The 18172-nt window shown below is 56.4% G+C and carries 21 protein-coding genes and 1 pseudogene; 12 read left to right on the top strand and 10 right to left on the bottom strand.

The genetic code is table 11. The features are described from left to right. Positions 1-142: 142 nt before the first annotated feature. From OVA03_RS16280 to OVA03_RS16290, 3 genes are all read right to left on the bottom strand, one after another. Complete coding sequence (locus OVA03_RS16280) at positions 143-787, bottom strand: NADPH-dependent F420 reductase (protein ID WP_267526078.1); 645 nt, start codon at positions 785-787, stop codon at positions 143-145. A 148-nt stretch (positions 788-935) separates the two neighbouring features. Beyond that, positions 936-1382: an Rrf2 family transcriptional regulator gene (locus OVA03_RS16285; protein WP_267526079.1), complete on the bottom strand. Its 447-nt coding sequence runs from the start codon at positions 1380-1382 to the stop codon at positions 936-938. Positions 1383-1443: 61 nt separating this feature from the next. Beyond that, on the bottom strand, positions 1444-2391 hold the full coding sequence (locus OVA03_RS16290; RefSeq protein ID WP_267526080.1) for a LysR family transcriptional regulator: 948 nt from the start codon (positions 2389-2391) through the stop codon (positions 1444-1446). Positions 2392-2496: 105 nt separating this feature from the next. Between OVA03_RS16290 and OVA03_RS16295 the strand changes: the two genes are divergently transcribed. The 4 genes from OVA03_RS16295 (at position 2497) to OVA03_RS16310 (ending at position 5816) form a co-directional block, all read left to right on the top strand. Then, positions 2497-3240, top strand: a complete 744-nt coding sequence (locus OVA03_RS16295) for an SDR family NAD(P)-dependent oxidoreductase (protein ID WP_267526081.1) — start codon at positions 2497-2499, stop codon at positions 3238-3240. 22 nt (positions 3241-3262) lie between these two features. Continuing rightward, positions 3263-4021: an SDR family NAD(P)-dependent oxidoreductase gene (locus tag OVA03_RS16300; RefSeq protein ID WP_267526082.1), complete on the top strand. Its 759-nt coding sequence runs from the start codon at positions 3263-3265 to the stop codon at positions 4019-4021. A 21-nt stretch (positions 4022-4042) separates the two neighbouring features. After that, positions 4043-4810 (top strand): SDR family NAD(P)-dependent oxidoreductase, encoded by a 768-nt coding sequence (locus OVA03_RS16305; protein WP_267526083.1) that lies wholly within the window; start codon positions 4043-4045, stop codon positions 4808-4810. A 442-nt stretch (positions 4811-5252) separates the two neighbouring features. Continuing rightward, positions 5253-5816 (top strand): thiosulfate sulfurtransferase GlpE, encoded by a 564-nt coding sequence (locus tag OVA03_RS16310; RefSeq protein ID WP_267526084.1) that lies wholly within the window; start codon positions 5253-5255, stop codon positions 5814-5816. A gap of 35 nt (positions 5817-5851) precedes the next feature. Here OVA03_RS16310 and OVA03_RS16315 read toward each other — a convergent pair whose 3' ends face one another. The 4 genes from OVA03_RS16315 to OVA03_RS16330 all read right to left on the bottom strand — a co-directional run bounded on the left by OVA03_RS16315 (position 5852) and on the right by OVA03_RS16330 (position 8459). Beyond that, positions 5852-6337, bottom strand: a complete 486-nt coding sequence (locus OVA03_RS16315; protein ID WP_267526085.1) for a GlcG/HbpS family heme-binding protein — start codon at positions 6335-6337, stop codon at positions 5852-5854. A 123-nt stretch (positions 6338-6460) separates the two neighbouring features. Further along, complete coding sequence (locus OVA03_RS16320) at positions 6461-6853, bottom strand: nuclear transport factor 2 family protein (RefSeq protein ID WP_267526086.1); 393 nt, start codon at positions 6851-6853, stop codon at positions 6461-6463. Between the two features lie 4 nt (positions 6854-6857). Then, positions 6858-7733: an MBL fold metallo-hydrolase gene (locus OVA03_RS16325; protein WP_267526087.1), complete on the bottom strand. Its 876-nt coding sequence runs from the start codon at positions 7731-7733 to the stop codon at positions 6858-6860. Between the two features lie 45 nt (positions 7734-7778). Beyond that, positions 7779-8459 (bottom strand): DsbA family protein, encoded by a 681-nt coding sequence (locus OVA03_RS16330; RefSeq protein WP_267526088.1) that lies wholly within the window; start codon positions 8457-8459, stop codon positions 7779-7781. A 119-nt stretch (positions 8460-8578) separates the two neighbouring features. Here OVA03_RS16330 and OVA03_RS16335 point away from each other — a divergent pair, with 119 nt between their 5' ends. From OVA03_RS16335 to OVA03_RS16360, 6 genes and pseudogenes are all read left to right on the top strand, one after another. Beyond that, the gene (locus tag OVA03_RS16335; protein WP_267526089.1) at positions 8579-9472 is read left to right on the top strand and encodes a LysR family transcriptional regulator; all 894 of its coding nucleotides are present in this window, start codon (positions 8579-8581) and stop codon (positions 9470-9472) included. A 107-nt stretch (positions 9473-9579) separates the two neighbouring features. Then, a pseudogene (locus tag OVA03_RS16340) lies at positions 9580-10019 on the top strand (transposase); the annotation flags it as partial. A 182-nt stretch (positions 10020-10201) separates the two neighbouring features. Continuing rightward, positions 10202-11881, top strand: a complete 1680-nt coding sequence (locus OVA03_RS16345) for a methyl-accepting chemotaxis protein (RefSeq protein WP_267526090.1) — start codon at positions 10202-10204, stop codon at positions 11879-11881. Positions 11882-12184: 303 nt separating this feature from the next. Further along, complete coding sequence (locus OVA03_RS16350) at positions 12185-12544, top strand: hypothetical protein (protein WP_267526091.1); 360 nt, start codon at positions 12185-12187, stop codon at positions 12542-12544. A gap of 730 nt (positions 12545-13274) precedes the next feature. Continuing rightward, positions 13275-13709, top strand: coding sequence for a MerR family transcriptional regulator (locus tag OVA03_RS16355; protein ID WP_267526092.1), 435 nt, complete (start codon positions 13275-13277; stop codon positions 13707-13709). Continuing rightward, a complete protein-coding gene (locus OVA03_RS16360) occupies positions 13639-14058 on the top strand; it encodes a carboxymuconolactone decarboxylase family protein (RefSeq protein ID WP_267526093.1) in 420 nt (139 codons plus the stop codon). Before OVA03_RS16355 ends, OVA03_RS16360 begins: the two co-directional genes overlap by 71 nt. Positions 14059-14135: 77 nt before the next feature. Here OVA03_RS16360 and OVA03_RS16365 read toward each other — a convergent pair whose 3' ends face one another. The 3 genes from OVA03_RS16365 to OVA03_RS16375 form a co-directional block, all read right to left on the bottom strand. Continuing rightward, entirely contained in the window at positions 14136-14573 is a 438-nt protein-coding gene (locus tag OVA03_RS16365; RefSeq protein ID WP_267526094.1) for a DUF3471 domain-containing protein, read from the bottom strand. A gap of 510 nt (positions 14574-15083) precedes the next feature. Beyond that, positions 15084-15416 carry a hypothetical protein gene (locus OVA03_RS16370; protein ID WP_267526095.1) on the bottom strand — a complete coding sequence of 111 codons (333 nt, stop codon included), beginning with the start codon at positions 15414-15416 and terminating at the stop codon, positions 15084-15086. Between the two features lie 37 nt (positions 15417-15453). Beyond that, a complete protein-coding gene (locus OVA03_RS16375; protein WP_267526096.1) occupies positions 15454-15939 on the bottom strand; it encodes a DUF3299 domain-containing protein in 486 nt (161 codons plus the stop codon). Between the two features lie 122 nt (positions 15940-16061). Here OVA03_RS16375 and OVA03_RS16380 point away from each other — a divergent pair, with 122 nt between their 5' ends. Together OVA03_RS16380 and OVA03_RS16385 are read left to right on the top strand one after the other, a co-directional pair. Next, a complete protein-coding gene (locus OVA03_RS16380) occupies positions 16062-16724 on the top strand; it encodes an ABC transporter ATP-binding protein (RefSeq protein WP_267526097.1) in 663 nt (220 codons plus the stop codon). After that, positions 16718-17986 carry an ABC transporter permease gene (locus tag OVA03_RS16385; RefSeq protein WP_267526098.1) on the top strand — a complete coding sequence of 423 codons (1269 nt, stop codon included), beginning with the start codon at positions 16718-16720 and terminating at the stop codon, positions 17984-17986. Before OVA03_RS16380 ends, OVA03_RS16385 begins: the two co-directional genes overlap by 7 nt. Positions 17987-18172 lie beyond the last annotated feature (186 nt).

Genomic DNA, 18172 nt, shown 5'->3' on the forward strand with positions numbered 1-18172 from the left:
GAAGCCGGTATAAGCCGATGTAACCCATCAATAAATCCGATGAGTGGAGTTCCCAGTTAATTTCGATGGTGGGATATGCGCTTCGTTCGCCAAAGCGCATATCCCGTCTCACGATGAGCGTATCGAGACCAAAGCTCCCCGCTTAGATCTTGATGAAGCTGATCGCCGAGAGCGCGCCGAAGGGCAGGGTTGCGAGCCGACCGCCAACATCCAGTGTCCCAAGGTCGACAGCGAAGAAGCCCGTGGCCTCGATTAAGGCGCGGACTTCCGCCTTGGCTGCGGCGTCATCGCCAGAGTAGAACAGGACGCGTTGTCCACCGGACACTTCAGGTTCATTCAGCACATTTACGTCGAGGTGATTGAACGCCTTTACCACGCGAGCCCCAGGAACGAAGTCGCGGATGATTTCGCTAGAATATTTGTCACCCAAGTCGACGGCCTTGATGCCCCAGGCAGCCAAAGGGTTTGTGGGATCGCTCGCATCCGGCGAATTGGGATCGATGAACTCGACCGGATTAGTGCCGTCAATGACAATGCGGCCATTCCAGGCGGGGAGGGCCTTCAGTACGCGCTCAGCGTCCGTCCAGCGAACCGCGACCACGACGATGTCGGCGCTGGCGGCCTCTTCAACGGTACCGGCCTTGATAGAAGGGCCGACTTCTTTAATAAAGGCGGCCAGCGAGGCCGGGCCACGGCTGTTGGAAATGGTCGCCGCGATCCCGGCTTTTGCAAGTGCCCGTGCCAGGTTGGAACCCAGTGCGCCCGAACCGATGATGCCAATGCTCATATCTTTATCCAATCTAAGATGGGGCTGAGGAGTGAGAAACCGAGGCGCCCCGATGCCTACGGTAGTGTGTAATCAGTGCATCGACACATCTAAACTATTATATTAGTGTGTCAACGACGTAATGACATTTAAATTAAAATAAAATGCGCTACCAGAGGAGGGGGATGGAGAACCTGCCAAGGCGTGCAACCTCTGCCGCAATGTCAGCAATGGTCACTTTAGAGAGTTCGTCTTCCAGCGCTTTACGGGCGCGATCGAGCGATGGCTGCATAGCGGCGATAATATTCCCGCCTACGGCGCAGTTCTCACATGGGGGGGTGCGGTGAAGGGAAAAAAACTCAGTGTCTTCAACCGCCGCATAAACGTCAAGTAACCGGATATGCTCGGCGGGTTTGGCCAGCAGAGCACCGCCGCCTGCGCCCAGTTGCGAGCGTGTCAATCCGGCCTCACTCAAGCGTGATAAAATCCCACGGATCACCACGGCACCGGTATTGGCCGAATAGGCGATGTCTTCTGAGCGCAACGGTTTACCCTCACTGACCGCCATGGCGGTCAGAGTGTGGATAGCGACGGCAAATCGTGTGCTGGTGGGCATGGCAATCCCTAAATGTGTGTCATTGTCACTATTACACACAATCGCTTTTGTCAACGCCTATTCAGTGCGGGACGTCTTCCGAGCAGCCTTTGAGCCGATCGATCATCCAGCGCCCTGCGGGGCCGGGAGGTTCCGCCGTGCGGTAAACGGCCGACATCGGCAGTTTTAATTCATGGGTGGGAACGCCATCAATCTTGAGCTGGACGAGGCGTCCCGCCTCTATGTCCTTGGCCACAGCGTGCAGGGGCATGGCCCCCCAGCCGAGACCGCGAATCAGGAAGGCGTGTTTCGCGAACAGGTCTGCCAGCCTCCAGGTTAACCGCGAAACAACCCCGAAATTCAGGCCTGCGGTTAACTCAGACCGATCCGTGAGTACCAGTTGAACATGCTGAGATAAGACGTCCCTGGGTATTGAGCCATTGTGCGCGGCAAGGGGATGATTGGCACTGGCTACCATCACAAACGAGACGGTTGTCATGCGCTCGGACATAAGCCCTGACGGCAGGGTGGGTAACGATCCGACCAGCGCAAAACTGGCGCGCCCGTCGAGGATGGGTTGTATGGTGCTACCCAGTGCTTCAACGTATATGCGTAAGCGCGTTGCGGGGAATTGCACTCGGAATTCTTCGGCAACATCGGCGATGACTTCGATCGGAAAAAAGACGTCAATGACCGCTGTCAGCTCCGCCTCTAACCCGCCGGCCATGCCTTTGGCATGTGCCTTCATACAGTCGGCGCCGTTGACGATCTCGCGGGCATCGGAGAGAAGAACGCCGCCGGCTGACGTTAGCTTTGGATATTTTCCCGAACGATCAAAAAGGGCGACGCCAAGCTGGCTTTCGAGGTTGGCAATAGTTTCGCTGACAGCGGATTGAGTGCGCTTCAGTAGGCGCGACGCGGCTGAGAAGCTGCCCTCATCGGCGGCGGCAACGAACGTACGCAACTGATCCAAAGATACGCCATCAAGCATGGTTAGGTTCCTATCGGTCTGACCGATGGTTATCATCATTTAATATAGGCTACCCTAAGTTCTGCAAGCGTGCAACTGACACACAATTATAAATCTAATTGAGCTGGACCAGCGCTCCCGCGACGCCGCTCAGAAGGAACCTAGATGACCGACATTGTCACCCATCGCAACCGCATCGCCGTCGTCACGGGGGCAGGCCGGGGTATTGGCGCAGCGATGGCTTTAGAATTTGCCCGCAGGGGCGCTAAGGTCGTCGCTGTCGATCTTAAGGACCCGTCTGTCACGGTTCAGACCATCGGGCCAAATGCCATCGGTGTTGCCGCCGATGTGTCCGATCCACTTGGATGGGCAGCGATTGATATGGCCGCCAAAGAGGCTTTTGGCGACGTGGATATCGTCGTCAACAACGCGGCCTACTACCCCAATCATGCCATCGACGATCTCGATTTCGAGACCTGGCGGCGAACCATGTCGGTGAACCTCGACGCTCAATTTCTAAGTGCCAAGCAATTTGTCCCCGGCATGCGTCGTAAAAAATGGGGTCGCTTTGTCGGAATTTCCTCGAACTCTATCGGTTTAACGGTTCCCGGCATGAGCCATTATATGGCTTCTAAAATGGGCATCATGGGCTTCATGCGCGGGCTCGCCAATGATGTGGCCGACGACGGGATCACCTGCAATGCCGTCCTCCCAGGCCTGACCCATACCGTGGCCACTGAAGCCCAGGGCGAAGAGCAAAGGCGGGCGACCTGGCAGACACAAGCGATCAAACGTTTCGCTGAGCCGGAAGACATTGTGGGCCCGGTTATGTTCCTCACCACAGATGATGCGGCCTTTATGACGGGCCAGGCCCTCGTGGTTGACGGCGGCCAATACCGGGTCGGGTAAATGCAGTCAGGGAGTACGTTAGATGGATAGATTGAAGGACAAGGTGTGCATCGTCACGGGATCCAGCGGCAGCATTGGACGTTCGGCGGCTTTGCGGTTCGCCGAAGAAGGGGCGCTGGTCGTGGGCTGTGGTATGAACGCCCTGACGTCGCAGGAGACGGTTGAACTGGTTCGGGCCAGGGGCGGACAGATGGTGTCCTTGCATCCGCTCGACCTGACAACCATGGCCAATTGTCAGGCGCTTGTCGATTTCGCCATTAAGAGTTTTGGTCGGATAGATGTGCTGTTCAACAACGCGGCTATGGCGCATTTCAACTGGATCGAAGACATTACCGAGGAAGAATGGCGGCGCAACACGCGTGAGGAGGTGGACCTCGTTTTCTTCCTGACGAAGTGTGCCTGGCCGCATTTGAAGACAAGTGGTGGAACCATCGTCAATACGGCATCGCTCACCGGGTGGCGGGTCTTTAAGACCCTGGGCGGTCTGGCCCACGCAACGGCCAAGATGGGTATTGTCGGGATGACGAAACAACTGGCAATGGAGGGCCGCGAATACGGGATGCGGGCAAATTCCATATCGCCGGGCGTGATCGAAACCAGTCAGACGCAGGAACAGCTCAAGGATAAGGAATGGGCTGACTATATGCTCGGTAAGACTCTTGTGGGGCGCTTGGGCAAACCTGAAGAAGTTGCGAACGTCGCGCTGTTTTTGGCCTCAGACGAAAGTTCGTTTGTCACCGGCATCGATATCAAGGTCGATGGCGGCATGGCGGTTTGGTAAACTGGGGAAGGAAATACAGAAGTGACGCCTCGTATTGGTAAGATCGCCTTGGTCACCGGTGGGAGCCGGGGCCTTGGTCGCAGCACAACCCTGGCTCTGGCAAAGGTCGGCATCGACACCGTGTTCACCTATCACACTCAGGCGGCGCAGGCTGCCGAGGTTGTGCGTGAGGTTGAACGCCTCGGTGCCCATGCCGTCGCCCTGCCGCTTGATGTGAGCGACGTGGCGTCTTTTGCGCATTTCACCGACCGACTTCGAGAAATCCTACGGTTCACATGGTCCCGCACCCACCTGGATATTTTGGTGAACAATGCCGGTATCGGTCTTACGGGGCCAATTGAGAGCGTTAGCGAAGACATGTTCGACCGTCTCATGAGCGTTCACCTGAAAGGCGTGTTCTTTCTGACGCAGGCGGTTTTGCCCGTTCTTGCCGACGGCGGACGTATCGTCAATCTGTCGACAGGCTTAACCCGTTTTGCGCTGCCCGGGTATGCGGCATACGCCATGATGAAGGGCGGCATCGAAGTGTTCACCCGTTATCTCGCAAAGGAACTAGGACCTAGAGGGATCAGCGTTAATACCGTAGCACCAGGTGCCATTGAAACGGACTTCGGTGGGGGTGTGGTGCGCGATAATATAGCGCTGAACAAGATCATCGCCAGTCAGACGGCGCTTGGTCGTGTGGGCTTACCCGACGACATTGGCCCGGTGATTGCCGCCTTGGTGTCTGATGATAATCGCTGGATCAATGCGCAACGCATCGAAGCGTCTGGCGGTATGTTCTTATAACCGGTGAGACTGTGGTCACCGGTCATCCCTAAGGCGGCCGGACACTGACGGTCGAGAATAGATCCACTGGTACCTGAATATGACACACATTGTCTTGCTACTCACTCAATACGGCCTCGCCTTAGTGTTCTTTGCGGTCCTCATTGATGAGGCCGGATTGCCAACGGCATCCCCCTTGGTCGTGATGTCCGCAGCCGCTTTTACCGCACACACGCACTGGGATATACTTTCAATTGTGATGGCGGGGGTGGCTGGAGGCTTAGTCGCTGATTGTACGTGGTTCTTGGCTGGCCGCCGGCATGGCCGATCCCTACTGCGTTTCGCTTGCAAGGTATCAGCGTCACCTGACACCTGCGTCCGCAAAACCGATTTGCTCTATGGGCGGTTTGGAAAAGCCTCACTCATTTTATCCAAATTTGTCCCCGGCAGCGGTGTCATTGCGATGGTGTTGGCGGGGGCTACGCAGACCTCCGTCGCTCAGTTTGTTCTACTCGACACCTTGGGCCTTGGCGTTTTGGTTGGTCTGTCGGCGCTGATTGGGGCATTCTTCAAGTCGGCGATCAGCACCGCTATGGCAGTTCTTGGCAACATGGGTACGATTGGAGCCATAGTCCTGGTCTGCGCCTTGGGGCTCTATGGCGCGATCCGAATGGTGCAGCGTCAAATCTTCATACATCGGCTGCGCATGGACAGGATGGCTATCTCCGAGTTTCTTGACCTTGTCCGGCTTGGACCTCCGCCGGTTATTCTGGATGTGCGGGCGCCGACCCTGCGCGAGGCTGGAGTTATTCCCGGGGCCTTGTTTGCCCATCCGGACGAAGTGGAGGATCTGCTGAAGGATATTCCAAAGCAGATTGAAGTCGTGGTCTATTGCGCATGTCCCAACGAGGTCTCAGCAGCCGTCGCCGCCCTGCATTTGCGTCGCGCGGGCTTTCAAAAAATAAGGCCTTTGGCCGGAGGCTATGAGGCTTGGCTGGACGCCACCCAAAGTGCGCGAGCGTCGTAGCCTTCGTCAAACTATGCCGCACAAATAATACCCGCTCACTGTAAGCCCTTTGCACCCGCATTGGCGACCGCGCCATCATCCGGCAGCATTCCGCCGCTGGCACCGATCGCGCCAATGACCTTGTTGTCGACAATAAGCGGCACGCCACCTTCGACGGGGAAGGCGCCCGTAACACCCAGTAGATTGATCTGGTTCTGGTTGACGATCAGATCGCCGATCGCTTTGGTCGGCGATTTTATGCCATTGGCGGCCTTGGCCTTGCCAATAGCCGCGTCGATGGTGCCGATGCCTGCCTGATCAGCCCGTTCCAGATAGACAAGGTTGCTCCCGGAATCGACTATGGCAATGGTCATTTGCAGGTTGCGTTTGCGCATCTCAACGGATGCGGCTTGCGCGACACGCTTGGCTTGCTCAACCGTAATAGGCGCACCGTAAGGCTGGTTCTGGGCGAGGCTCGGTGTCGCTGGGGTCAGGAGCACGGCGATGGCAGCCATCAAAGGCGCAATGGGTCTAAGGGGCATCTGGGATACCTTTGCTTCGGTTAAAGGCGAGGGGCAGCACGGAGTGACCGACGTTTGGTGGTCACTTTGCTACGTATTGAAGGAAGGGTTCAGCCCCGGTTGGAGACTGAACCCCGTCTTCGATCAAGGTTGCATGGCTTGCTGGACCATGTGGCTGTCGACATACTGGTTCATATGCACGATCTGGCCGTCCTTAAGCTCGTAGCGATGAGCGAAGATGGCCTGCATGGATTTGCCCGTCGCCTTGTACGTACCGGAGTAAACACCGAAAGCCGCGACCTTATCCCCGTCCTCGATATAGCTCTCGACATTGGCCTTGTAGTCGATCCATTCGGTCGCCAACCGGTGAAAGACGTTGGCGATGATGGCATCGGCACCCACATAGGTGCCCGCATAAGGAAAGCCGGGAGCCTCTACCCAAACGGCGTCGGGTGCAAGCGCGCTGAGCAGGTGCTTACCGTTTTCTTCTGACGGCCCTTCATAGGTCGAGCGGATGATGTCGAGATTGCTGGGCATGGGATCAGCCCCACTTCATTTCGCCGAGAGCGACCTTAGCGCCGATCGAAAGGGCGATCCCCATACCGGCTTGCGGATAGCGCTGGGTCATCGCTTCGATCAGGGCAGCACTATCCTTGGCCTTGGCCAGTTCTTCTTCGAAGGCGAGAAGATAGGTACGGGTATAGTCTATTGCAGAAACATCAAGCGCAGCACCGGGCATCATATGGCCAGGGACGACCACCTTCGGGTTGCGCGCGGCCATCTCTTCCAAAGTCTTCACCCAGGCTGCGCGGCCCTCCGCCGTCGCCGTATCCGCGGTCCAGACGTGAACGCCGCTGAAGATAAGGACTCCGCCAAAAATGGCCTCCAGCGAGGGTACCCAAAGGTAGCGACGATTGGCCAGCCCTTTGGCGGCGACGATCTCGATCGTTTTGCCTTCCAAAGTCAGGTGTGCCGCATCCGAAACTTCGGGGATTACAACATCCGTCAGGTTTTGCGGGCCATTTTCCTTCAATTGCGGGCCCCAGGTATCCAGCTTCTTCTGGACGCTGGCCTTGATCGCCGCAACCGTATCGCTGGCGGCAATGACCTTGGCCTTGGGGAAGCTTTTGTGGATGGGGCCGAGGCTGAAATAATAGTCAGGGTCGCTTTGGCTGATATAGATGGTCTTCAGGGTTTTGCCCGACGCTGTGATCTCAGCGGCCAATGCCTGCCCATCGGGTAGGGTAAAGCCGCCGTCGATCAGGATCGCGTCGTGTTGTCCGGTAATCAGAACCGGCGCCCGAAAGAAGCCGTTTTCACCCGCGGGGAATGATTTCCAGGTCAGAGGCGTGGCGGCCGACGAAGGCTCGGCCGGCGCGAAGACGGCGGCTGAACCGGTAGCGAGGATGGATTTCATGGTTTGTCTCCGATTTAACATTGTTAAGAGCTCCTTTGGGGTGATTTAGAGATAGAGAACGTTTGCGTCTTCTGCGGCGCCATCCGATGCCGCGCTCTTAGGCGTCAAGTCGGCGACCAATGCCTCTAGTCCACCAAACAAGGCACTGGTCAGGACAGGATAGTGCTTGCCATCGCGCTCAATGATCAGGGTGGGCACGCCGGTCGCGTTAAACTCGCGCATCAAGGACTGGGCCTTATCGATACGCTGGCGGTTGGCGAGGACGAGGGCTTCGTCCGGTGCGAGAAGAGCGTTGGCCGCTGTAGTGAGACCCAAGCTTGCCAATATGTCTGACAGGACCGGTAGGGACGAAACGTCACGGCCCTCCACATAGCGTGCTGTCTGGATGGCCTTTAGCGCGTCACGCTCACGATCTGGCTGCGTGATATTGACGGCGGTTAAGGCCAGGGTTGCCGGACCGGAATCGAACATCTGTGCAAAGTTTTCCAGCACATTGTTGCGATAGTCGTCGCTGAACGTCTGGTCCGTCAGGCGGGCAATACGTTGGTCGTTCGACCAGGCATAGGCGGCGAAGGATTGATCCATAGGACGCGCCCCCGTGCCTGAAAACAGCCCTGTGGGTGCCAGTTCGATGACTGCGCCTGAAATGCCAGCCAGCTTATCCAGCGCGGGTGCGGCGCCGTAACACCAGCCGCACAGGGGATCGAAGAGATAGGTGATCAGCATGATACGTCCTCAACTTGTTTACAGGCTGCAAGATACCAGAGAAGACTTCGCGCTATAATAGGGGTCAATCTTTACATACTGTCTGTTTTTGACATACAATCTCCGCCCAGGAGACAAGCGTGACCAAGCATATGAATCTCAATCGTCTGGCCTATTTTACAGCCGTTGTTGAAACCCAATCTTTCACGGCCGCGGCCGCGAGGCTCGGCACAACAAAGGCCGTCGTCAGCCAGCAGGTTGCCCGCCTTGAAGAAGAGCTTGGTACAAGCTTGCTGATCCGAACCACCCGTAATGTGCGTGCGACGGAAAGTGGGATGGCCTTCTATGCCCGCTGCGTGATCATCCTTCGCGAAGCCGAAGACGCCTTTGATGCCATGGCCGAAGGTGCAACCCTTCCGTCAGGTGTTCTGCGTCTGACGGCACCCTTTGACTATGGCATTTCGATTATCGTGCCAAAGGTTGCGGCGTTCACTGCGCGTTACCCCGCCTGTGAGGTGGACCTCTCGTTAAAAGATGAAACGGTTGATCTGATCTCAGGCCACATCGATATGGCCATTCGTGTGGGCTGGCTGACCGATTCCAGCCTGCAGGCCCGCCGGATTGGCGCGTTCAAGCAGATCCTCGTGGCCGGTTCGCAAATGGCATCTGTCGTCTCTGGGCTGACGTCGCCGGAAGCTCTGGAAGCTTTGCCGTTCATCGCCAACGGTGCCTTGCGCCATCCGTTGCAGTGGAGTTTCTCTCGCGGCGAAATCGAGCGAAAAGCCGTCAGTCTCCGCGCCGCAATTACGATAGATGCAACGCTCGCCGTTCTAGCGGCCGTTCGAACGGGTGCGGGCCTTTCCGTGTTGCCCGACTATGTTGCAAACCCGATGATCGCGTCTGGTGAACTTATTCACGTGCTTCCGGAATGGGAGCTTCCGGCAGGTGGGATATTTGTTGTCTTTCCCGCCGCCAGATACAGACCAGCAAAGGTTCGCGCCTTCGTCGACATGCTGATATCCCATTCAAACTAGAGCGGTAAATTCCCATATCCGCTGCAGGCGCATGAGATGCTGTTTGAGGTGCCCCTAGAATTGTAGACGCTTTGCTCGTTATAAAACGGAAGCAAGGAGAGCTACAGATGAAGACTGGAAACAGGTTTTCGGACGCGTTCAAAAAGGACGCGGTGATTCAGGTTGTTGATCGTGGCTATGCGGTCAAAGAGGTCGCCGCCCGACTCGGGATCAGCACGAAGTCGCTTTACACATGGAAGGCTGAGTTTTCGAAGCCTGCGAAGGTCAGGCGCGAAGATGACGCGGTGGCGGCAGAACTTCGGCGAGTCAAAGCCGAGCTTGCCCGTGTGACGGAGGAGCGCAACATTCTAAAAAAGGCCGCAGCGTACTTCGCGCGAGACTCTCGGTGAGGTACGCATTTATCGAAGCTCACAGGCCTGAGTTTTCGATCCGGGCTATGTGCCGCATGCTGAGTGTACATTTCAGCGGCTTTTATGCCTGGCTGAAGGCCCCTTTGAGCCAACGGGCTATCGAGGATGCGCGTCAGACGGCGCTGATCAGGCAGGCATGCACACCTGGTTAGGGTTAAGCTTCGGGCGAGTCATTCCGGAATATAACTCTGTTCTGCGCGGCAAAAGGAAATGGGTTAGGTTAACCCAGTTTCCGTAAGTTGTGAGCCTTGATTAAAAGGTCTTTAAGACTTTGCCTCCAAATCATTGTTCTGAGAACAATGAAATCGATTGCGGAAACATGTTTAAATTTCAGCTAATCAGAACGCAACTTTTGGGTGTAGTGGGCGTTTTGATCGTCGGCATCATCGCTTTATCGATATGCGCCTGGCAAATCGCCGGCGCTGGACGCACGGGCCTTCAGACGGTATTTGCAGATCGCGTGGTGCCATTGAGCGACCTGAAAAGCGTCAGCGACGCTTATGCTGTCGCAATCGTAGACAATGCCCACAAGATAAGGTCGGGCGCAGTCAGCTGGGACGAGGGTGCCAATACTATGCGTGACGCTCTAGCTCTGGCGGAGGAAAAATACGCCGCTTATATGCTGACGCGTATGGATGCAAACGAGAAGCGTTTGGCGGACGAGGCACGCGTACGCATGATAGAGGCAAACCGATCTCTGGACAGATTGCAGAACATTGTGGCCGGAAGTGATCAGGCAGCGCTGGAAATCTATATTTCAACAGAGCTGTATCCGGCCATCGATCCTTTTACCGGTATTATCGACACTCTGACCAAATTGCAGGTGACCGAAGCGAAAAAATCCTACGATCAGGCGCTGGGGCAACAAAGCGTGCTGTTTAAAATTTTAGGCCTTGTCGTCGTCATAAACCTCGCGATTGGTGCCGCTGGCATTTGGGTAGTGCGGCACCGCGTGATCCAACCGATCAATGCGATGACGAGCGCCATGACGGCTCTGGCCAACGGTCAGCTCAGTGTAGCGGTACCATCACTGGGCGCACCCAACGAAATTGGCGCCATGGCGAAGACCTTGGAGATTTTCAAGACTAACAGTATGGAGCGGGCGCGCCTTGAGGCCGCCGACCAGGCGGCGGTGGCGCAACGCGAGCGAAGGGCCATCCATATCGAAGGGCTGGTCCGGCAATTTAATACCAAGACCTCGGAAATCATCTCGGTAGTCTCAACCGCCGCGACCGAGTTGGAAGCGTCGGCCCATACCATGACCATGGGTGCCGAGGAAACCTCGAAACAGTCCATCGCGGTGTCATCTGCGTCGGAAGAGGCCTCAGTCAATGTGCAGACGGTTGCGGCCGCTGCTGAAGAGATGGCCGCGACGGTGAACGAGATTGCGCGGCAGGTGCAGACTTCGGTTAGAATAGCGGCTAAGGCTCGCAATGATGCCATGATGACCTCCCAGATCGTCCAGCAATTGTCCGAGTGTGCGCAAAAGATCGGGGATATCGTCAAGCTAATAGGCGACGTGGCGTCACAGACTAATCTGCTGGCCCTCAATGCAACCATAGAGGCCGCGCGCGCTGGCGCGGCTGGCCTGGGGTTTGCCGTCGTGGCCAATGAGGTTAAAACGCTCGCCGGGCAGACCGCGCGCGCGTCAGGCGAAATATCTCAGCAGATAAACGAAATTCAGACTATCACGGCGGCTGCCGTAACCGCCATCACCCAGATAACCCAAACCATCGAAAGTTTGGCCAGTATATCGGCCAGCATTTCAGCGGCGGTCGAGGAACAGTCTACCGCGACGCAGGAAATCGCCCGAAATGTCCAAAAGGCTTCGATGGTCTCGCTAGAGGTCACGCAAAATATCACTGGTGTGACGCGCTCCACGGAGGAAACGAGCGCGGCAGCGTCTCAGGTGCTGGGGGCGTCGGAGGAATTGGCGCAGCAATCTTCGGTGCTGCGCCGCGAAGTCGAAACCTTCGTGGCTCAGATACAGGCGGCTTAGAAAACGGCCGATCCGCCCCAGGAGGCCATAATGTGAAAGGCAATTTTCGGCGTAAGGAATGCAAAACGGCCCGGAGGGTGTAGTGGCCGGTACTTTTAGATTTGCCGACGATTTTCGCGGGCGGATAAGGTCAAAGAGCTTGTCGTTGCAAACTACTATTAATTGACTACAATTTGAGCAATAAAATATGGAGAACGATATGGCCTCCCTCACCGCAGCATTGACCATAGCCACCTTACTCAGCTCGTTGAAAACGGTGCAGTGAAAGAGGCGAGGGTTGTAGGGCGCTAAGGCGGCTGGGAAGTGGTCGTGCGCGTTCGGGCCGACAAGCTCTACATCCTCTCCGTTCAACGTAAATCTGAACCCCGGGTATTCGAAAAGATGGATACGCTGGTCGGCTATCTGAAAAAACTCGGAATCGAGAAATTTGACGTGGATACCGCCGCCTATGCGCCGGTAAGCTACACTCGTCCTGACCGTTCGACCGCGCTCAAAGAAGCTCATGAAGCCGCCGCTCATGACAAGTGGTTCCAGAAAGAGGTCGCCAAAGGCTTGAAAGCAGCCGACTCCCCGGATGCGATATGGATCAGCCACGAGGACGTGAAAGCATCGATGATTGCCAAGCTTTTAGCACGCGTCGATGCAGCAGGGGCTAACACTTGAACGTCGTTTGGTTGAAGGAAGCGCTCGACGAACTCGACCGGAACATCGACTACGTCGCGCAGCGAAATCCTGCCGCTGCAGCCTATCAGGACTAATTGATTGATGACCAAGTAATCGGCCTTGCCGATTTCCCTGAAATGGGCCGTACCGGGCGAATGTAAGCAACCCGTGAACTTGTCGTTCAGGGCACCTCGTTTATTGTTGTATACCGCGTTAAAAAGCGCCTGAGCCGGGTTGAGATTATTCGCTTGCCGCACGGCACTCAGCAATGGCCTTAGGGAGCCTAATTGCCTGTGTCTGAAGCTTAAGTAGCGCCTGTGGTTGTGACTGGGAATTTCGGCGAGTTTTCAAACGTTGAAGGATTGCGCTGCGAAGATTGGCTGACGACGGAGACTTAAAATTAGAGAAAAGCTTTCTCCCCGCAACGCGAGGTGTGTAGGACGTGGGGATTTCACCCACGGCCTTTCTAGGAACCGGACGCGATACTCTCGCACCATCCGGCTTCAGTCAGGCGAACGCACAGGCTCCCACCGGGGTATGATCCCAATGTTGTGACCTTCGACAGCCACAGTATGGCACCTAGATGCCGGGAGCGGGAGCCGTCCACCCCATCACCTCAGTCCATAGGTGTCAGAAATTGAAGACTTCCATTTTTCACATAAAAACACTATTGACTTAGAGCGCACTCGAACTCGTATCTGTTTATGTGTCGTGACAAGAACAGGTGCTGATGAAGATTGGTGAACTGGCGAAGCGTTCGGGATTGTCGGCCCATACCCTCCGTTACTATGAGCGGATCGGGCTGCTTCCCTATGCGGATAGGGACCGATTAAGCCAACGGGACTTCGACGCGTCAATCCTGATCTGGATCGAATTCCTTGGGCGTCTGCGAACGACCGGGATGCCGATCCGGGACATGCTGCGTTATGCAGCTCTGCGGGAGCGCGGCGTCAGTACGGAGACAGAGCGGCGCGAAATGCTGGAACAGCATCGTGAGCGCGTCCGCATCCATGTTGCCGAACTCCAGGCCTCGCTTCTCGTCCTCGACACCAAGATCGCCGGTTACGCCGGTCAGGAAGAGAGGATGAAAGACTATGATGCAACACCACCAGAGCGTCGGCGAAAGCCGACTGGAACGCGGGCGGCGCGCGCTCGCGGAAATTGACGGCCAGGCCGGAGAAAAGGTTGTCGCCGCCCTGGCGGATATCGCGCCCGACTTTGCGACCTATCTGATCGAGTTTCCGTTTGGCGATATTTACAGCCGCCCCGGACTCGACTTGCGCGCCCGGGAGATCGCTACTATCGCCGCCCTGACAGCCATGGGCAACGCGGCCCCACAACTCAAAGTCCATATCGAAGCGGGCCTGAACGTTGGACTGTCACGGGACGAAATCACCGAGATCATCATGCAGATGGCGGTTTACGCCGGTTTCCCAGCGGCGCTCAACGGGCTGTTTGCCGCCAAGGAAGTGTTCGCGAACATGTCCGCGATAGGGCTGGGCCACGAAGTATGATACGCCGAGACGACTGATGATGGGGGTTTGCGGTGTGGGCTTGGTGACCGCTTCGGGCGCCTACCTGGCACTTGCCGTTACTGCTTAACCCCCAAAATTTGCTGGCCAGCCTGGTGAAGGACGCAGCCGATCGTGCCGTCCCAGTTGCGCACGAATTCCAGCTTGGCTTCAACAGACTTGGCAAAAAACAGCGTCTCTGATTCAGGGTAGGCGCTGACCTTGTCCTGGTCAGTCGCTTGGACCACCAGATGATCGCTTTCAACGCTCACGGTGAGGCTCAGATCGGGCATCAGTACATAGGTGCCGTCGTACTGCGCAAGGATCTCCGGAGCGACCTTGATTGCTATGGGCAGCGGCACGACCTCAGCGGGATGCCGCACATGTGGTCGATTTGACCCAAAATAGCGAATGTCAGGGCCGGGATGGGTCGCCCGGTGCCACCCGCGATATCCTGCAGGTAGATCTGGCGCTCCCGGATGGTCAGATAATGTCTGTTTTTGGAGGACATCTGCCATCCGGCGGCAACCAGCGCGTCTGTTGGGAAATCACTGGGACGAACGCGACCAGGTAATGCGACCAAAAGCGTTCCGCTTTGATGAGGTCTCCGGCAAAAGCTCGGGTTCATCGGACCATTGGCCTATCGCGATCGATCTTGTGCGCGCGCCGTGACTTACACACGCTGGCCAGGCTTTGGAGTGGCCGTTTAAAAACTTTCTCTGTTCGCGGTACCCGCGGGCGACGCTAGCCCGAGTCGCAGTTAAAAACAGTCAGGTACAGGTCGTTACAGTCTGGGCTCCCATATATTCCTTAATCATGCTGATTATTAGGCCATAGAACGCGCTAATATCTATAAGGTGACCTATAGTTCTGCCAAAATCGCTGCCGAACTGATCCCGTCCATCCTGAATGCTGTCTGACCAGTGACATCTGCCCTTAAATTTTTCACCGAAAAAGGCGTAGTCTGCTACTGGCACATTTTAATGCGTTCAGGTCAGCATGACTGCCAGGCTCTATGACTTTACAGCCTAATATCTTTTCTTATCTGCCTGATTAGCACTCGCCGTTTGCGAGGTTTCATCAACTTTCTTAGCGGTCCGCTCAGTGTCGGGCGCTTCTGGTGCGTCATCGCCGGACTTAAAACGACTTAAGAACTGTGTTTTGGCGGCGGTGAGCATTTGAGCGTGATACTTGTCTATCGCCTGCTGTTCGACCTGGCGCTGTTGCTCTTCGGTCATCCCGCGAAAATCAATATAAGCCAGGAAAAAGTTTTCATCCGCATTGCCATGCATATCGCAGGCATAGGCTGCCGGCGCTCCCGTCAGAAGCGATAGGGAAAGAGCGAAATATAGATGTCGCATTCGTGTTTCCTTACTTTAGAGCCGTGCCTGAACGGGCTTAAAGTTCCTTACTGTTAACCAGCTTATAGAAGATTCCGCCTTCGTCATCGCCAGTCAGCACCAATGTGCCCTCAATAGTATTCACATCGTCCCTCATAGCCACCGGGGTAACGGCCCGCACCTCAATGAACTGCATAGGCGAGGGGTTGAGGTGAAACGGACAATCGGGTGGGTAGGCCAAGAGTACAAAGCGGGATTGGCGCACGCCATTCTCAAGCGGCAGCATGTATCCATTTACCTTAATTTTTTTACCAGCAAGCGCTTTGATGGCTTTCGGGAATACCGGCTTAGAATAGATGACACCGTTTTCGATGCGTTGGATCTCCTTGGTAGATTCCAAGACCGACCAAGCGATACCTCCGGGCGGTGTCGCGGCCGGCTTCCACACCTGCTCGTACGGTTTCAACGCGCCAGATTGCTGTGCATCCGCAGCGGAGACTACCGACACGCAGCAAAGTCCGGCGATAATCCATCCTTTTTGCATCTTTATCTCACATAATTTTCATGTAACGGTATATCATATCTAGGATGTAGGGCAATGTTAAGCTTATTTTTGCATTGCAGCGTATCCTGTGAAGGGATACCTTTTCCTTAAGGAGCGTATAGATGTCACCTGTTCTGGAGATACGCGGGCTGGGCTACGGTTATGACGCGCGCCCGGTGCTTGCGGACTTCAATCTGGTGCAACAGATGGGGCAGCACCGCGTACTGCTGGGACCCTCCGGGTCGGGAAAGACCACGCTCATCCATCTGATCGCCGGTCTACTCACCCCAAAGCAGGGGGCGGTCGTGATAGACGGCGAGACGATCAGCAACCTGCCGCAGGCTAAACGTGACAATTTGCGCCGCCGAAAGATCGGTGTGGTTTTCCAGACCTTACGTCTCGTGGGCGCGCTCGATGTGACTTCGAACCTACTGTTAGCCCAGCGCCTGTCCGGGCAGAAACCTGACCGCGCCGAAGCGAAGGCGCTGCTCGGCGACCTGGGTCTGTCCCACCGTGCCCATGCCCGACCGCGAGAATTAAGTCAGGGTGAGGCGCAACGCGCGGCGATCGCCCGCGGCTTAATCGCGCGGCCCAAACTGCTGATTGCGGACGAGCCGACCTCGGCGCTTGATGACCGCAATGCGGAGCGCGTATCACGCCTGCTGTTAGGTGCTGCTGATGCCTATGGCTCGACGCTTCTGGTCGCAACCCATGACGCACGGATCAAATCTTTTATCCCCGACGCGGTACAACTCACGCCAATCACCGAGACTGCCCCATGTTAAGTCTGGCGCTCGCCTATCTGCGCGATCGTGCGCTTACGACTCTGCTCAATGTGCTGCTGCTTGGACTTGCGGTGGCGACGCTTACGATATTGCTGCTATTTTCGACGCAGCTTGGTAACCGGCTTACGCGCGATGCCCAGGGGATTGACCTAGTGGTTGGGGCCAAGGGCTCGCCGCTTCAGCTCATTACGTCGAGCATCTACCATATCGACGCCCCGACAGGGAACATACCGCTTAACAGCATCGACATCCTGCGCCGCGATCCGGCTGTGGCGCGTGTGGTTCCGCTGGCGATCGGCGACAACTTTCGCGGCTACCGGATCGTCGGTACCGAGCACAGCTATCTCGACCTCTATGGTGCGAAACTGGCGCAGGGCAAGCTTTTCGCCCAAGAAGGCGAGGCCGTGCTGGGCGCCACCGCTGCACGTAAACTGAGGGCTGGAATCGGCCAGCGCTTTATCGGCAGCCACGGTCTGGGTGACGATGGTAGATCTGCGGGCCATGACGAGCGTCCCTTCGCCACTGTGGGCATTCTGGTGCCCACAGGTACGGTCGTTGATCGGCTGATCCTCACCTCGGTCGAAAGCGTCTGGGACGTTCATGGCATCGGCCATGAGGCTCATGCCGTTCATGATACGCCCGAAAATTTCGATGCTTTGGATGCCCCTCACGACCATGAAGCCGAACCCATCATCGGCGCGACCGAAACGCCGGAGCCTGAGGTGACGGCCTTGCTGGTGACCTATCGCTCGGCTCTGGGGGCGGTACGGGTGCCGGGCTTCGTCAATCGCCAAACCAATATGCAGGCTGCGGTGCCGGCGCAGGAGACCGCAAGACTGTTATCTTTATTCGGTGCTGCCATCGAAGGCGCACGGGTCTTCGCGTGGCTACTCGCCGCAACCGGAGGGCTTGCCATTTTTGTCGCTCTGCTCAACGCCTCGCGCGCGCGCGAGGCGGATCTTTCTCTTCTGCGCGTTATGGGGGCGACGCGCGCCTCGGTATTCGGGACTATCCTGCTTGAAGGATGGCTCACTGCCTTGGCTGGTGCGCTGCTCGGCCTCATTATGGGGCATGTAGCGCTGAGCGTTGCGCGTGAACTTTTCGAGCCGCTTGCCGAGATCGGGCTCAATCCCTGGATGGTTCACCCCGGCGAACTTGTGATCATGGTTGGAGTCCAGGTCATTGGGTTGCTGGCGGCGTTGATGCCGGCGATACGCATTTTCCGCGTCGATCTTGCCCACACCCTGGCTAGAGCACAGTAAGTTTGGCTTGCTGGATTAGGGACATCTTAAAAGCTAACCTGTCGAAACGGCTCATTTTTCGGTTATGCCCAGAAATTGTAGGCGTTTACCGTTATTTCTGTGCGCACTTCTTTTTATTACCCAACAGGGAAGTCCATTAAAATAAATGATATAAAGTAACGCTTACCCCTTGCCATAAGCGTGATG

The sequence above is a fragment of the Asticcacaulis sp. SL142 genome (assembly GCF_026625745.1).
GTDB lineage: Bacteria > Pseudomonadota > Alphaproteobacteria > Caulobacterales > Caulobacteraceae > Asticcacaulis.